Source organism: Nocardioides aestuarii (genome assembly GCF_039527245.1).
GTDB classification, from domain to species: domain Bacteria; phylum Actinomycetota; class Actinomycetes; order Propionibacteriales; family Nocardioidaceae; genus Nocardioides; species Nocardioides aestuarii.
This window is the reverse complement of sequence record NZ_BAAAJT010000002.1, coordinates 1564099-1578584: the sequence shown is the minus strand read 5'-3', so window position 1 is coordinate 1578584 and position 14486 is coordinate 1564099. Positions and strand designations below refer to the sequence as shown.

16 protein-coding genes are annotated in these 14486 nt (G+C 72.5%); 8 read left to right on the top strand and 8 right to left on the bottom strand.

The window, feature by feature from the left end; all coding sequences use genetic code 11:
• Positions 1-49: 49 nt before the first annotated feature.
• Both ABD091_RS08040 and ABD091_RS08035 read right to left on the bottom strand, forming a co-directional pair.
• Entirely contained in the window at positions 50-1012 is a 963-nt protein-coding gene (locus tag ABD091_RS08040; RefSeq protein WP_343917174.1) for an SRPBCC domain-containing protein, read from the bottom strand.
• Entirely contained in the window at positions 1009-1392 is a 384-nt protein-coding gene (locus ABD091_RS08035) for a cupin domain-containing protein (RefSeq protein WP_343917172.1), read from the bottom strand. Before ABD091_RS08035 ends, ABD091_RS08040 begins: the two co-directional genes overlap by 4 nt.
• A 102-nt stretch (positions 1393-1494) precedes the next feature.
• Between ABD091_RS08035 and gndA the strand changes: the two genes are divergently transcribed.
• Positions 1495-2940 (top strand): NADP-dependent phosphogluconate dehydrogenase, encoded by a 1446-nt coding sequence (gndA, locus tag ABD091_RS08030; RefSeq protein ID WP_343917170.1) that lies wholly within the window; start codon positions 1495-1497, stop codon positions 2938-2940.
• Here the strand turns inward: gndA and ABD091_RS08025 are convergent.
• The 6 genes from ABD091_RS08025 to ABD091_RS08000 form a co-directional block, all read right to left on the bottom strand.
• Positions 2930-3811 carry an RNA polymerase sigma-70 factor gene (locus ABD091_RS08025; protein ID WP_343917168.1) on the bottom strand — a complete coding sequence of 294 codons (882 nt, stop codon included), beginning with the start codon at positions 3809-3811 and terminating at the stop codon, positions 2930-2932. The two genes, gndA and ABD091_RS08025, sit on opposite strands and share 11 nt — an antisense overlap.
• Positions 3808-4404, bottom strand: a complete 597-nt coding sequence (locus ABD091_RS08020) for a carboxymuconolactone decarboxylase family protein (protein WP_343917166.1) — start codon at positions 4402-4404, stop codon at positions 3808-3810. Before ABD091_RS08020 ends, ABD091_RS08025 begins: the two co-directional genes overlap by 4 nt.
• 137 nt (positions 4405-4541) lie before the next feature.
• Entirely contained in the window at positions 4542-4808 is a 267-nt protein-coding gene (locus ABD091_RS08015) for a hypothetical protein (RefSeq protein ID WP_343917164.1), read from the bottom strand.
• 83 nt (positions 4809-4891) lie between these two features.
• Positions 4892-5719, bottom strand: a complete 828-nt coding sequence (locus tag ABD091_RS08010; protein ID WP_343917162.1) for a hypothetical protein — start codon at positions 5717-5719, stop codon at positions 4892-4894.
• 136 nt (positions 5720-5855) lie between these two features.
• Positions 5856-7763: a hypothetical protein gene (locus ABD091_RS08005; protein ID WP_343917160.1), complete on the bottom strand. Its 1908-nt coding sequence runs from the start codon at positions 7761-7763 to the stop codon at positions 5856-5858.
• Between the two features lie 6 nt (positions 7764-7769).
• Positions 7770-8354 carry a hypothetical protein gene (locus ABD091_RS08000; RefSeq protein ID WP_343917158.1) on the bottom strand — a complete coding sequence of 195 codons (585 nt, stop codon included), beginning with the start codon at positions 8352-8354 and terminating at the stop codon, positions 7770-7772.
• Between the two features lie 430 nt (positions 8355-8784).
• On the opposite strand from ABD091_RS08000, the gene ABD091_RS07995 reads away from it, so the two are divergent.
• The 7 genes from ABD091_RS07995 (at position 8785) to ABD091_RS07965 (ending at position 14482) form a co-directional block, all read left to right on the top strand.
• Positions 8785-9753, top strand: a complete 969-nt coding sequence (locus ABD091_RS07995) for a hypothetical protein (protein ID WP_343917156.1) — start codon at positions 8785-8787, stop codon at positions 9751-9753.
• A gap of 24 nt (positions 9754-9777) precedes the next feature.
• On the top strand, positions 9778-10227 hold the full coding sequence (locus ABD091_RS07990; protein ID WP_343917154.1) for an SRPBCC family protein: 450 nt from the start codon (positions 9778-9780) through the stop codon (positions 10225-10227).
• Between the two features lie 84 nt (positions 10228-10311).
• Positions 10312-11295, top strand: coding sequence for an RNA polymerase subunit sigma-70 (locus ABD091_RS07985; RefSeq protein WP_343917152.1), 984 nt, complete (start codon positions 10312-10314; stop codon positions 11293-11295).
• Positions 11292-11747 (top strand): DUF6069 family protein, encoded by a 456-nt coding sequence (locus tag ABD091_RS07980; RefSeq protein WP_343917150.1) that lies wholly within the window; start codon positions 11292-11294, stop codon positions 11745-11747. The genes ABD091_RS07985 and ABD091_RS07980 overlap by 4 nt, the downstream gene beginning before the upstream one ends.
• On the top strand, positions 11744-12406 hold the full coding sequence (locus tag ABD091_RS07975; protein WP_343917148.1) for a hypothetical protein: 663 nt from the start codon (positions 11744-11746) through the stop codon (positions 12404-12406). The genes ABD091_RS07980 and ABD091_RS07975 overlap by 4 nt, the downstream gene beginning before the upstream one ends.
• Positions 12407-12446: 40 nt before the next feature.
• Positions 12447-13841 (top strand): sensor histidine kinase, encoded by a 1395-nt coding sequence (locus ABD091_RS07970; protein ID WP_343917146.1) that lies wholly within the window; start codon positions 12447-12449, stop codon positions 13839-13841.
• On the top strand, positions 13832-14482 hold the full coding sequence (locus tag ABD091_RS07965) for a response regulator transcription factor (RefSeq protein ID WP_343917144.1): 651 nt from the start codon (positions 13832-13834) through the stop codon (positions 14480-14482). The genes ABD091_RS07970 and ABD091_RS07965 overlap by 10 nt, the downstream gene beginning before the upstream one ends.
• Positions 14483-14486: the final 4 nt, after the last annotated feature.

Genomic DNA, 14486 nt, shown 5'->3' with positions numbered 1-14486 from the left:
CTGCCTCTCCGTCGGTGTCAGGTATGACGACCGGGGCGGGCGTTGAGACTCATCGGCGTTCGCTGCCCCTGCCGGCGACGTAGGCCGCGAGGTTGTCCAGGGTCGACGCGAGGGCCGCGAGGTGGACCTCCTCGTCGATGCCCTCGGGGACGTCGTCGGCCGTGACCGAGACGACGGTCCCGTCGTCGTGGGGTTCGAGCGCCCACGTCATCGTCATGGTGCCCGCCATCGAGGGGTGGTCGGAGACGAAGTCGGCCTCCTCCACGAGCCGCCGCGGCTCGTCGAGGTCGACGAACCTGACCTCGACCAGGTCGGTGTTGTCGCCCGCCTTGCCGATCGCCGTCTCGTCGTCGTAGGTCAGGACCAACCGGTAGCCACCACCGGCCCGCGCGTCGAATGACTCGAACCGGCCGGTCATTCCGGCCGGCGGGAGCCACGCGGTCCGGGCCTGCTCGTCGGTGAGCGCCGCCCAGACGACGCCAGGGGAGGCGGGGATCAGCGACCGGGCCGCGTCGGTCCGACCGGCCCGCGCAAGCGGTACCTCCTCCCGCGTCCCGCCACCCAGGACGTACGCCGCCACCGGCCGCGCGACCCACAGCCGCGGCCGCGCCGGCTCGGACACCTGGGCCCGGGTCCACGGGCCGCCCCCGGCCGCGAGGGACGCGGCGGAGAAGACGGCGGCCGCCTCGTCGAGCCGGTCGTCGGGGACCAGCTCGGCTCGCGCGGCGAGCTGGAGACCGTCGCCGGTGCCGGCGGGCTGGCCGCTGTCGAAGATGCTGATCCCGACGTCGGGCCGGGCCTCGAGGTTCTGCGAGTGCTGCGCCGCGGGCAGCGACAGCCAGACCAGCTCGAGCGACCACGCGTCGGCGGAGGGCGCCGGCTGCCACGCGGCGTACCAGACCGTCGACGACCAGGGCCGTCCCGAGGCGTCGGCGGTCGCCAGGGTGAGGTACTGGTTCGCCTCGAGCAGCCGCTGCGCCCGCTCGACCAGCTCACGCACCGGCTCGCTCATCGCGTCGGCCCGTCGACGTTGACCGTCGGGATGCCACCGCCGACCCGGGCGATGACGGCGAGCGACGGCTCGCCGGTCGGGTTCGACTCGCGGTGCACCGTCCAGGCTGGGACGTGCACGAAGTCCCCCGCCTGCGCGTCGAGGTGACCCTCGTGACCCTCGAACTCCAGCCGCAGCACGCCGCGCACGACGTAGAGGCTCGACTCGTTCCGCTCGTGGTGGTGCCAGCCCGACATCGCGCCGGGCTCGGTCACGACCTGCCCGGCCCAGAGCAGCGGCTGCTCGAAGGCCAGCGAACGCGCCATGCCCGGCGTCGGGTCGGCGGCGGTCAGGTCGGCCGGGGTGATGACCCGGACCGGGCGCGGCAGCTCTCGGCTCATGACGGTCAGCGTGCCACTTCGCGCGCCGATGCCGCAGCCGTGCGACGTTGGAGCACGCGCCTAGGGTCGAGAGGCGGAGTGACCGTCGACCGAGGAGCAGGCGTGAGCGAGAACGACCAGACCGGGCAGGCCACCATCGGCGTCATCGGGCTGGCGGTGATGGGATCCAACCTCGCCCGCAACCTCGCCTCGCGCGAGGGCAACACGGTCGCGGTCCACAACCGGACGACGTCGAAGACCGAGGCGCTGGTCGAGGAGCACCCCGAGGCCGGCTTCGTCGCGACCGAGACCATCGACGATTTCGTCGCCGCGCTCGCGAAGCCGCGCAAGGCGATCATCATGGTGCAGGCCGGTGCCGGGACCGACGCCGTCATCGACCAGCTCGCCGAGCGCTTCGAGGAGGGCGACGTCATCGTCGACGGCGGCAACGCCGACTTCCACGACACGATCCGTCGCGAGGAGGCGCTGCGCGAGCGCGGCCTCCACTTCGTCGGCTGCGGCATCTCCGGCGGCGAGGAGGGGGCGCTCCACGGGCCCTCCCTGATGCCCGGCGGCTCCGACGAGGCCTGGGAGGTCCTGGCCCCGGCGCTGCGCTCCATCGCCGCGGTCGCCGAGGGCGAGCCCTGCGTCACCCACGTCGGCCACGACGGCGCCGGCCACTTCGTGAAGATGGTGCACAACGGCATCGAGTACGCCGACATGCAGCTGATCGCGGAGTCCTACGACCTGCTGCGTCGCATCGGCGGACACGACCCGGACGCGTTGGCCGACGTCTTCGAGGAGTGGAACGGCGGCGACCTCGAGTCCTACCTGATCGAGATCACCGCCGAGGTGCTCCGCCAGACCGACGCCGACACCGGCCAGCCACTGGTCGACGTGATCCTCGACCAGGCCGGGTCCAAGGGCACCGGCGTCTGGACGGTCCAGAACGCGACCGGGCTCGGCGTCCCGACGACCGCCATCGGCGAGGCCGTCTTCGCCCGGGCGCTCTCGTCCTCCGAGGACCACCGCGACGCCGTGCGGCGTACGTTCCCGGACCGGCCCGACCTCCCCGAGGCGCCCGACGGCTTCGAGGACGACGTCCGCTCGGCGCTCTACGCCTCCAAGGTCGTCGCCTACGCCCAGGGCTTCGACCTGATCCGCGCCGGCGCCGAGGAGCACGACTGGGACATCGACCTCGCCGCGGTCGCCCGGATCTGGCGCGGCGGCTGCATCATCCGCGCGAAGTTCCTCGACCGGATCGCCGAGGCGTTCGACGACGACCCGTCCCTCGTCACCCTGCTCGCCCATCCCTACTTCGCCGACGCCGTCCGCGACGGCGAGGCCGCCTGGCGTCGCGTCGTCGCGCTCGCCGCCACCTCCGGGGTGCCGGCGCCTGCCTTCGGGTCCGCGCTCGCGTCGTACGACGCGCTCGCCTCCGAGCGGCTGCCGGCCGCACTGATCCAGGGCCAGCGCGACTTCTTCGGCGCCCACACCTACCGCCGGACCGACCGCGACGGCGTCTTCCACACCCTCTGGTCGGGCGACCGGTCGGAGGTCAGCGAGTGAGCGTCGCCTCCTGCGCGATCCCGCCGAGCTTCTCGGGGTTGCGGACGGCGTAGATCCGGGTGATCCGGCCGTCCTCGACGGTCATGCTGATCGCGGTGTCGTAGCCGTCGACGACGTCGACGATCTTGGCGGCGGGGGCGCCGTTGAGGACGACCGGGACGATCCTGGCGCCGGCCCCGAACTTCGGGAAGGTGCGGAGCAGGTTGGCGACCTTCTTGGCGCCGAGGACCGGGTTGAGGGTCGCCTGGGCGATCCCGCCGCCGTCGGCGACCAGCACGACGTCCGGGGCGAGCGCGTCGAGCAGGGCTTGGAGGTCGCCGCCGGTGACCGCGGCGAGGAACCGCTCGACGACCTCCTGCTGCTCGCTGCGGCTGACGGCCGTCCGGGGGCGCCGGGCGGCGACGTGCTCGCGGGCGCGGTGGCCGATCTGGCGCACCGCGGCGGCGGACTTGTCGATCGCGTCGGCGATCTCGGCGTACGGCACGTCGAAGACCTCGCGGAGCACGAACACCGCCCGCTCGGTCGGGGTCAGCGTCTCGAGCACCGTCAGCATCGCGAACGAGACGCTCTCGGCGAGCTCGACGTCGTCGGCGACGTCCGGCGTGGTGAGCAGCGGCTCGGGCAGCCACTCGCCGACGTAGTCCTCGCGCCGTCGCGCGTTGGCCCGCAGCCGGTCGAGCGCCTTGCGGGTGACCATCCGGACGAGGAAGGCGCGCGGGTCGCGGACCTCGCCGCGCGCCGCCTCGCCGATCGCGTCCCACCGGATCCACGTCTCCTGCACGACGTCCTCGGCCTCGGAGGCGGCGCCGAGCATCTCGTAGGCGACGGTGAAGAGCAGGCCGCGGTGGGTGACGAACGGGTCCACGCTCACGACCGTACGACGTGCGGCCGGTCCGGTCGGGCTGCCAGCGGCTTGAGCCCGCACGCCGCCGCGAACCCGTCGGACTCGATGCCGAGCGCGACGTTGGGGCGGGTCGTGAAGTTGGCGAAGGCGACCACCGCGGTCAGCTCGAGCAGGGCCGCGTCCCCGAGCTGCTCGCGCAGGGACGCGACCATCTCGTCGGTCACGGTCGGTTCGGTCTCGGTCATCGCCTCGGCGTAGGCGAGCACCTCGCGCTCGAGCGGCGTGAACGCTTCCGACTCGCGCCAGCGCGGGACCTCGCGCGCCTTGTCCATGTCCAGGTCGCGGTTGTGGGCCTCGAAGTAGTTGAAGTCCAGGCACCAGGAGCAGCCGACCTGCGACGCGACGGCCATGTGGGCGAAGGACTTGAGCTGCTCGTCGCACTCGCTCCACTTCTTGAGCTTGCCGCCGAGCCCGGCCAGGTCCATCAGCAGCCGTTGGTGGTGCCAGTAGACGCCGATCGACGTCGGCACCGTGCCGAGCGTCTTCTTCGCGAACCGCTTGACCAGCCAGCCCTTGGGGCCGGTGATCTCGGCGGCCGGGATCCGGGTCGTTCCAGACATGACGTCCTCCTGTGTCGATGGGGTTCGACATCAAGACGCCGGCCGCGGCGCAGATGTGACACGTCCGCGCTGACACGCCGGACGTCATACGAATCGGTCGTCATGGCGCACGATTCGTATGACGTCCCGCGGCGGGCTCAGCGGCGCTTGATCTGGGAGATGATCGTCTCGTCGATCCGCCTCGGGGGTCGCGTGCTGTAGAGGCGCTTCTCGTGGCGCTCAGGCTGGACGAGACCTCGGTAGGGGGTGGGGTCGCTCGACGCGTGGTGCGCCCGCACCTCCGCCTCGACTCGCGACCGGATCAGCTCGGCCACCGTCAGCCGCTCGCTGGCCAGCTGGAGCGCGAGCTCCTGCAGGACGTCCCCCGACGTCGTCTCCTCCCGGATGGTCACGTCGATTGACATGGCCGCATGGTGTCACCGCTTCGCGCGCGTGTCAGGCGTCCGGCGCCGCGCGTACGTCCCCAGTGAGAGCTGAGACCGCGCGCTCACGCTGAACCGCTGTAGGCCCCGCTGACCACCGCGTCGACGTCGATCCGCGGGCGTCCACTCGTCCCGACGTTCACGACAGAGAGGGTGTGGGCGCCCTGAAGGGTCCCGGTCCACACGATGCTGCGGTGGACCTTGGACGAAGCGCGGGTGTCGACGGTCGCGACGCGGACGCCATCGACGAGGACCCGTGCCTGCCCGCGATCCGGTGCACGTTCCATGACGAGCGCGACCGGGTACGCCGATCCCGCGAGGTCAGCAGGCATGGAGAAATTGATCCGTGCTCCCGAGGATGACGTGCGAAGCGCCGTCCCAGCGGACCAGCATGCGCAATTGGTGATGGCCCAGCTTCCAGTCTTGCTGACGACCAGGGGCTCGTAGCGATAGGCCAAGCCGTCCTGTTGGTAGACGACCGGCGCGAGGCGCACGAAGTCGGTCGCGATGTTGCCGGCGCAGTCGCGAGCGCGGACGTCGTAGCCCCAGAACTTGTCGGACCCGCCGCCTTCCTGGTCGTCGTAGTCACTGACCGTTCTCGTGACCGACTTGGTGCTGCTCCAGGCGGTCCAGGGCCTCGTCTGGTCGTCGAGCACCTCGCGATAGCTGTAGCCGCAGATGCCGGACGCGTCCGTGGCCGACCACTGCGCTCGCATCTGGAGCGACGACGAGAGCGGCCAGTTGGCCTCAGCGTCGAAGGTGGTTGCACTGATCGTCGTCAGGCGTACGAATGCTCCGCGCTCGGGTAAGTCCAGCACTGGTGGGGTGGTGTCCGCAGCGGCGGTTGCGGCCCCGCCCGCGAGGGTGGGTGCGAGGACGGCGAGCGCCGTCATCAGCAGGACATGTCCGACTCTTGGCTTGGTCATCGCTGCTCCCCATGTGAGACCTCAGTCCACGGCCTTGGGTAGCACGCTCAGAGGTGCAGATGTGGGCGCTCGGCGAGGATCCCCAACTTCGGGTGTCAGCGCCTCACTCCGGTGCCATCCGTACGACGGGGGCCGGGGTGGGCCGAGCGTGGGTGAGTGGCGGCCAGCGGGTGTCGCGCCAGCCGCCGACCAGACCGAGCAGGGCCTCGGTGGCGAGCCGGTCGCCGCGGCGCCAGGTGGCGGAGCCGAGGTAGGACGAGCCGGGGGCATCGGCGTCCGGATACCCGTCGAGCAGCGCCGCGTAGTCCCCGCGGTCCCACGCCGCGTCGAGCTGGGCGAGGGCGTCGACGAGGCGGGACATCGCGGTGCGGTAGCGGATCACCCGGTGGGGATCCCACGCGAACTCGTCGACCAGCCGGTCGCCGGCCTCGGCACCCCGCGCGACCAGCGCGAGGATGACGTCCTCCGGCATCCGGAGGTTGAGCCCGCCCTCGCCCTCGCGCAGCCGGATCTCGACGACGCGCTCGGCGTAGCCGCGCTGGGTCACCTGCGTGTTGTCCGACCAGTTCTGGACCGTGTCGCGCAGCGCCTGGGCGAAGCCCCCGACCGAGTCGAACGGCACGACCCTCGGGTCGACGCCGCCCTCCGCCGGTGACGGCAGCCAGGTCAGGTCGTCGGGGTGCTGCGGGTGCGGGGTCGCGAGGTTGATGCCGAAGGTCGGGCGGCTGGGCAGCAGGGAGTCGAAGAAGTGCATCGGGAAGTTGCTGCTGATCCCGCCGTCGGAGAAGAGGTGGCGCACCACGCCCTGCCCGCCGGCGTGGTCGACGGCGTAGAGCGGCACCGCCGCCAGCAGCCCTGGGAAGCTCAGGCTCATCCGCGCCATCACCACCAGCGGCAGCGCCTCCGGGCCCGGCCGTCGCTCGCCGTCGGACGAGCGGCCCGGACCGGGGAAGTAGAAGAGCGGCTCACCGGTCGTCGGGTGGTGGTGGTGCGAGGCCGGGAAGCCGCCCTTGAGCGCGGTCACGACGCGCTCGGGGAACAGGCGCATCATCTCGGCCTCGTCGAAGAGGAAGACCTGCTGGCTGAAGGGCAGCCGGAACGGCCGTCGCAGGGTCAGGTCGGTGGTCATGCACTGCAGGTCGATCGTGCGCTGGCCGCGGACCTCGCCGACCGGCGTACGCGCATGTCCGTCGAGGTACGCCGCCCACGCGGCGAGACCGTCGGCGCCCCAGAGGTCGCCGAGCGTGAGGCAGCGTCCCTCCGGCAGACCGGCGACGCCGTCCACGGCATCGGCCAGCCACTCCGTGAGGCCGGGGGTCTTCGAGTCCCCCGAGTGGGTCCCACCGTCGGTCAGGCCGAAGTCGTGCTGCGGCAGGACGCGGAGCGCCGACCGGGCAAAGCCGACGACCGCCAGCGCGACGCCCGCGACCAGCGCGAGCACCAGCACCAGCAGCAGACCGAGACCGACGCGCAGCCACTCGCCGCCGTCCTCCGGGACACCGGCGGCGAGCAGCTGCGCGAGGAAAGTGAGGGCGAGCACCAGCGACAGTCCGCCCCAGAACCAGGCCCGGTGCTGGCGGACCAGGGCGATGAGCGCGGCCCGGGGGCCGTTCCCGCCGATCGCCGCGAGCAGCACGTGGAATACACCCTCGGTCCGCGGTGTCGGCTGGAAGAGCGACTCGAGCCGCTTCGAGACGTCGAGCGGCAGCACCGCGAGCGACTGGAAGCCCGTCGCAGGACGCTCCGTGTCGTGGGTCCGGCGGTACTCGGCCGCGGCCGCGACGACCGCCGCGATGGCGCCGGCCGAGGTGCCGCCGATGTTGCGTAGCCGGTAGCGCGTCGCGAGCTTGCAGATCGTCAGCGGATAGACGACACCCGAGGTGATGCCGCCCTTCATGATCACGTCGCACTCGGCCGGCGCCACGCCCTGCGGCACGACGTACGACGCGCGGCTCAGCTCGTCGATCTCCTGGATCGCCCGCTCCTGCTCGGGTCCCTGCACCTGGTCCATGCCGACCTACGATCCGCTCGTGCCGGGTCGACGAGCAAGGTAGTCGGGCGCCTCACGGCGCGCCTGGGTGAGCCGGTCCGCGGCCCAACGACCCCGTCCCTCGCTGTCGAGGGAGCGGTCGGCGGCCATGATCGTGACGTCGTCGGCGATCACCTCCGCGTACTGCTCCCACGCGCGCTGCTCGACCCGCAACGACCCGAGTCCGCGTGCGACACCCTGCATCGACGCGCTCCCACCCGCCGCGGCGGTCGCGGCGAGCGCGATCCAGCCGGCGGTGCTGCTGCCGATCAGGGTGCCGACCGTCCCGAGGCCGGCGACCGCCGAGAGCACGGCGGCGGCCGCGGTCAGCACGCTCGACACGCAGCTCCGGACCGAGGCCCGGCGGCCCAGCCTGCCCGCGTACCACTCGGCGTCCCGCGCCTCGTCGGCGAGCGCCCACAGCGCTTGGTAGTAGCCACGCTCCTCGGGCCGCAGCTCGGCTTGCGGGTGCCAGCCGAGGTCGACGACGACCTGCCAGGCCCGTGAGCCCGGCTCGAGACCTCCCCGGTCGGTCTCGTGCCGGAGCACGCGCTCGGTGATTCCGATGCTCACGGTCCTCACCTCCCCGATCGGTCCGTGACGGCGATGAGGAGACGGCGACGGGTCGCGTGATACCGCGCCGGAGGAAGAGGAAGGATCCGGCTGCGCCCGCGCCCGGCGGGGTGATCTAATGCCGATCGTCATCACCGTCGGGGGAGAGCAGGAACCGGTGCATCGTCTCGTCTCGGGGTTGCTTGCTGCTGCGCTCGCAGCCACCCCGCTTGTGGCCGCGGCCGCGCCGGCGCAGTCATCCTGTCGGCCGAAGGTCGCGCGCATCGCCCTCCCGGACGACTTCCGGGCCGGCGAGACGGCCGTGGGCCGCGTCAGGCTGACCTGTGCTCCGGGCGCCGACCTGGTCGTGCGGGTCTCTGAGAACAGCGGACACGTCGAGATTCCGGCCTCCGTGGTCGTGCGGGCAGGGCGACGATCGACGCCGTTCACGATGACCGCGGACACGCACTACAGCCCGTCCTACGTGGCGAAGGTGACGGCACGGCGGAACCGCTCCTCCCTGACGGCGCGGCTCACGGTGGCGCCCGGGCTCAACGTGATCCAAGTCCCTGTGGGCGACCGGCCGAACGACGTCGGGCTCCAGGTGTACTTCACCGGCCCGCTCCCCGAGCCGGGCGGCACCGTCGCGGTGCGCTCGGACGACCCGGCCGTCAGCGTGCCCGCGACCCACACCTTTCAGGGCGGGGCGACGGGTGGGGGCGTCCCCGGGATCACGGTGCAGCCGGTCACCGAGGAGACCGAGGTCGCCCTGTCGGTGACCTATGGCCGCAGGACCGTGGCCACCACGACGACGCTCGTCCCGCCGGCGGACCCCTACGACGTCATCGCCACGCTCGTGGCGCAAAACGCGCGCGAGACCGAGTACGGCGGGACACGGTCGGGCCAGTACGACGTGTGGCTCGACGCTCCTGCACCCCCTGGTGGCCTGGAGTTCGCGTGGCGGATCCGGGACGAGGATCCCGTCGCTACCCTCGACACATCCCCGTATGGACACGTCCCGGGCGGCGGGACGAAGGCTGCGGCGCGCCTCCTCCTCGCGCCGGTGGCTTCCACGCACGTCGTCGTCCTGGAGGCGGCGTTCGGTGACCGGGTGTTCGAGCTCCCGATCACCATCGAGCCTCGCCCTACAGACCTGGTGCTGCCCGACTCCGTGGTCGGCGGCGACACGTTCACGGGCTCCGTTGTCACCGCGGGCCCTGCCTCCGTCGACACCGTCGTGGAGCTCGTCGCCTTCGGGCCGGTGGACCTCCCGGCTCGGGTCGTGGTCAGGGCGGGCGAGACGGCGGCGAGCTTCACCGGGACCACCTTCAGCGTCGAGGAGGAGCGCGTGGTCACCGTTCACGGCTCCTTCGGTGCTGGTCACTCCCTCGAGACGGCGTACACGACGGTCGTCCCCTGACCCTCTGGACGCGCCGCTCGCCCGGTGCTCCACTGGAGGATGCGGTTCACGCTGACGACCCGGGCCACCCCGGACCAGGTGCGGGAGGCCCTCACCGACTTCTCCGAGCGCCGCCTCGAGACGTGGAGCCAGACCCTCGACCCGACGACGTACGACGCCCGCGTGGTCGGCGACACCTGGGCCGTCGCGAAGGAGAGCACGCCACGCTCGCCATACTGGGTCGTCTGCCGCTATGACTGGTCCGACCCTGACGTCGTGCGCTGGACGATGACCGAGACGAGCTGGGGCGGTGGTGGCTCCGGCTCGGTGTGGATCGAGCCGGCCGGCGAGGGCAGTCGGCTCGACGTCGAGTGGACCTACACGGGCAAGACGAGCTTCCGCGACCGCCTGCTGCTGCCGCTGATCCAGGCCTGGCCGATGAACCGGGTCATCGCCGGGATGTGGACCAAGGCGCTCGACCGCTTCGCGGGGTGATGAGTTCTCGCCGCTCCGCCCGTCATACCTCCGACACGACGAGACTGGAGGACGACGATGACCGTGAAGCCGGAGGATCGGGACGTGGACGACCTGCGCGACCTGTCGGGCGTCGGTGAGGCCGAGTTCTCGGTGCTGGCCGAGCGCCACCGCCGTGAGCTGCACGTCCACTGCTATCGGATGCTCGGCTCCTTCGAGGACGCCGAGGACGCGGTGCAGGAGACGTTCCTGCGTGCGTGGCGGCGGCGCGAGACCTTCGAGGGCCGCTCGACGTTCCGCGCGTGGCTCTATCGGATCGCGACCAACACCTGCCTCGACCTGCTGGAGCGGAAGCGGCCGGCGGCGGCGACCGGGGGCGAGGTGCTCTGGCTGCAGCCCTACCCGGACCGGCTCCTCGACGAGCTCGTCACCGGCGAGGCCGACGACCCCGAGGCCGTGGTCGTCGCCCAGGAGACGATCGAGCTCGCCTACGTCGTCGCGGTCCAGCACCTCGCCCCGCGGCCGCGCGCCGTCCTCATCCTCCGCGACCTGCTCGGCTGGCCGGCGAAGAACGTCGCCGAGCTCCTCGGCGACTCGGTCAACTCCGTCAACAGCGCCCTCCAGCGGGCCCGCGCCGGCATGCGGGAGCACCTGCCCGCCGAGCGGCAGGACTGGCGCGGCACCGGCGCGGAGGACCCGGAGACCCGCGAGCTCGTCCGTCGCTTCAGCGAGGCCAGCGCGGTCGTCGACATCGACGCGATCGCGGCCATGCTGCGCGAGGACGTCCGCTACGCGATGCCGCCGATCCCCGGCGTCTTCGCCGGCCGCGAGGCGGTCCTGGCCGACTGGCGCGACCAGGGCTACGACGACATGCCGGCGCTGCGGGCGCTGCCGACCGCCGTCAACCGGCAGCCGGCCGTCGCCTACTACCACTGGCACGAGGACGAGTCGGCCTGGCTGCCGCTGGCGATCGACGTGATCCGGGTCAGCGGTGGGGAGGTCACCGAGGTCTACATCTTCTCCGCGGACCGGTTCCCGACGCTCGGCCTGCCCGAGCGCCTGGAGGCCGACGGGACGGTGCGGTCGTGAAGCGGCTGCTGGGCAGGGGGCTGCTCGCCACCCTCGTCGCGAGCATCGCCACGACCGTCGGCGCCGCCCTCGCGCAGTCCCTGGGAGTGGACTTCTGGCTCCCCGGGGCTCCCGAGCCGATCCCGGTCGCGGGGTTCGGGGTCATGACCGGGATCTGGTGCGTGGTCGGCCTCGTGGTCGCGTCGCTGGTCCGGCGCTTCGCCACCCGGCCCGACCGGCGGTGGGTGCAGGTGGCCGTGGCGCTGACCGTGGTGTCCCTCGTGCCACCAGTGATGACCGGCGCCGGGGCCGCGACGGTGGCGACGCTGATGGCGCTCCACCTCGTCGCCGCGGCCGTCGTCATCCCGGCGGTCGCACGCGCCCTCGCACCGGCGGCCGGGGTTAACCCTCGTCGACCCGGGGGCTCGCCCCGTGTCGCGGACGGGTCGCCCGCCCCGACCGTGGAGGCATGACACAGGAACTCGACACCCGCACCACCGCTGCCGCGGCGACGTCCCGTCCTCGGGACGTCGTCGTCGGCGCCGCCCTCGTCGCCGGCGCCCTTCTCTTCCTCCCCTCTGGGCTGCTCCACCCGGAGCCCGGGCCCGGAACCGGCCTCGAGCAGGTCCACGACATGGTGACCGACCCGCTGTGGATCCCGTCCGCGGCACTCATGGTCGGAGCCTTCGCCCTCTTCGCCGTGGCGTTCGTCCGGCTCCGCAACGGCGCCGAACGGCTGCGCCGGGTGCTCGGCTGGGGCGCGCTGACCTCGGCGGCCGTGGCTCTCGGAGCCTTCGTCTACCTCTTCGGACAGGTGGGCGCCGAACCGCTCGCCCGCGACGAGGCCACCTGGTTCTCCTGGGTCATGTTCGCCACCCACCTGGTCGTCAACCCCGCCTGGGGACTCGCGGTCGCGGCGATCGCGGTCGCCGGCGCCAGCACCCAGCGCCGCCACGGACCGAGCTGGCTGCTCAGCCTCGTCGCCGGCGTCGTCGGTGGCCTCGCCTGGGCGGTCTCGATGGTGACCGCGCCCTACCTCGACCTCGACGACGTGCTCTTCCCGATCGCCGGCACGCTGCTGACGCTCTGGTTCCTGGGCCACGGGATCGCCTTCCTGCGCGGCGGCAGGTGAGCCCCTGCCCCCGGCCGCCCGTCCGTGGAAGCATCACGCCATGACCCGGACCGGGCGGCTGGCCTGGCCCACGGCGATCGCGGTGGCGGTCGTCGTGGCCGTCGGCTTCCTGTGCGGCGTCCACGTGGAGAACCTCCACAACGGGCTGCTCGGTCTGTCCTTCACGTTCGTCGGCGCGCTGGTCGTGCGCCACAGCCCGGACCCGGACTCGCCGGGCCACCGGGAGGGTCGGCTGTTCCTCCTCAGCGGCGTGGCGTCGGGGCTGATGTTCACCTGCCGCCAGATCGGCTACGCACCCGAGGTGCCGGGTGCCGCGTGGTTCGCGTGGTGCGGGATCTGGCCGCTGCCGCTGGTGATGGTGCTCACCGGCGTGACGATCATGGCCTTCCCGACCGGCCGGCTGCCCGGGCCGCTGTGGCGGCGACTGGCAGTGGCCTCGGCGGCGGTCGCCGTACCGCTGGCGCTGATGTCGGCCCTGTGGCCCGTCGAGTACGGGCGCACCGGCGTGCTGGTGGACCACCCGATCGACCTCCCGGGGGCCGAGGCCGTGCAGGGCTTCTTCACCGTCGCCAGCAACATCGCCTACCCGGGCTTCCAGGTCCTGTGGGTCGCCTGCCTGCTCGTCCGGATGCTCGGGGCCGAGAAGCCCGAGAGCCGGCAGCTGTGGTGGTTCGTGGGCGCCGCCGCGGCGAGCGTCGTCGCGATGGTGCTCGGCATCGTCGTCGGTGACTCGCCCATCGCCGGCCTGCTCTTCGTCTCCCTGCTGCCCGTCGCGGCCGGCATCTCGATGGTCGAGTCGTCCTACGAGCGCCTGGTCACCGACCTGCGTACGTCGGCGCAACGCATCGTCACCGCGGGGGACGACGCCCGGCACCGGCTCGAGCGCGACCTCCACGACGGCGCGCAGCAGCGGCTGGTCACCCTCGGCCTGGACCTGGGGTCGCTGGTCGAGCTGGCGGCGGCCTCGGGCAACACCTCACTGAGCGACGCGGCCTCGCGAGCACGGGTCGAGCTGCTCGAGGCGACGGCGGAGCTGCGCGAGCTCGCCCAGGGCATCCACCCCACGATCCTGACCGAGCAGGGGTTGGTCCCTGCGGTCGAGCGACTGGCCGACCGCTCCCCGATCCCGGTCACCGTGCGCGCCCGGCTGTCCGCTCGCTTGCCCGGCGAGCTCGAGGAGGCGGCCTACTACGTGGTCTCCGAGGCGCTCACCAACGCCGTGAAGCACTCCGGCGCCGGGGCCGTGAGCATCGAGCTCGAGCTGGTCGCGGACGGGGTCGCCGTACGGGTCAGCGACAACGGCCGCGGGGGAGCCGACGTCGGCGGGCACGGGCTGGTCGGGCTGGCCGACCGGATGCTGATGCTCGGCGGCCGCCTCGTCGTCGACTCGGGCGACGGCGGCACGACGGTCGAGGCGGTGCTGCCGTGCGCGTGATCGTGGCCGACGACGCCCTGCTGTTCCGTGAGGGCCTGACCCGCGTCCTGGCGTCGATCGGGTTCGAGGTGCTCGGCGTCGCGGGCGACGGGGAGGAGGCGGTGCGGCTGGTCGGGCAGGACCCGCCCGACGTCGCGGTCCTCGACCTCCGGATGCCGCCGGGCCACGGCACCGAGGGGCTGGAGGCGGCGGTCCGGATCCGCGAGCGCTGGCCGTCCGTCGGCGTACTGCTGCTGTCGCAGTACGTCGAGGCGCACTACGCGCTGCGGCTGATGACCGAGTTCGAGGGCGGTGTGGGCTATCTGCTCAAGGACCGGGTCTCGGCCCTCGAGTCCTTCGGCCAGGACCTGCGCCGGGTCGCGGCGGGCGAGACGGTGATCGACCCGGAGCTGGTGTCGCTGCTGGTCGCCCGCCGCCGGGAGGAGGACCCGCTCGGCGCGCTGAGTGAGCGGGAGCGCGACGTGCTCAGCCTGATGGCGCAGGGCCTCTCCAACGTGGCGATGGCCGAGACGCTCTTCCTGTCGACGAAGACGATCGAGGCCAACGTCAGCAGCATCTTCACCAAGCTGGGCCTCGCGCCCGACGCCCGCGACCACCGGCGCGTGCTCGCGGTCCTGACGTTCCTGCGCGGTGGCGGCTAGCTGG

Bases quoted from the DNA above. Each gene is read 5' to 3' on its own strand.
- ABD091_RS08040 (WP_343917174.1), bottom strand. From the start codon at position 1,012: ATGAGCGAGCCGGTGCGTGAGCTGGTCGAGCGGGCGCAGCGGCTGCTC.
- ABD091_RS08035 (WP_343917172.1), bottom strand. From the start codon at position 1,392: ATGAGCCGAGAGCTGCCGCGCCCGGTCCGGGTCATCACCCCGGCCGAC.
- ABD091_RS08020 (WP_343917166.1), bottom strand. From the start codon at position 4,404: ATGTCTGGAACGACCCGGATCCCGGCCGCCGAGATCACCGGCCCCAAG.
- ABD091_RS08015 (WP_343917164.1), bottom strand. From the start codon at position 4,808: ATGTCAATCGACGTGACCATCCGGGAGGAGACGACGTCGGGGGACGTC.
- ABD091_RS08010 (WP_343917162.1), bottom strand. From the start codon at position 5,719: ATGACGGCGCTCGCCGTCCTCGCACCCACCCTCGCGGGCGGGGCCGCA.
- ABD091_RS08005 (WP_343917160.1), bottom strand. From the start codon at position 7,763: ATGGACCAGGTGCAGGGACCCGAGCAGGAGCGGGCGATCCAGGAGATC.
- ABD091_RS07995 (WP_343917156.1), top strand. From the start codon at position 8,785: ATGACCGCGGACACGCACTACAGCCCGTCCTACGTGGCGAAGGTGACG.
- ABD091_RS07975 (WP_343917148.1), top strand. From the start codon at position 11,744: ATGACACAGGAACTCGACACCCGCACCACCGCTGCCGCGGCGACGTCC.
- ABD091_RS07970 (WP_343917146.1), top strand. From the start codon at position 12,447: ATGACCCGGACCGGGCGGCTGGCCTGGCCCACGGCGATCGCGGTGGCG.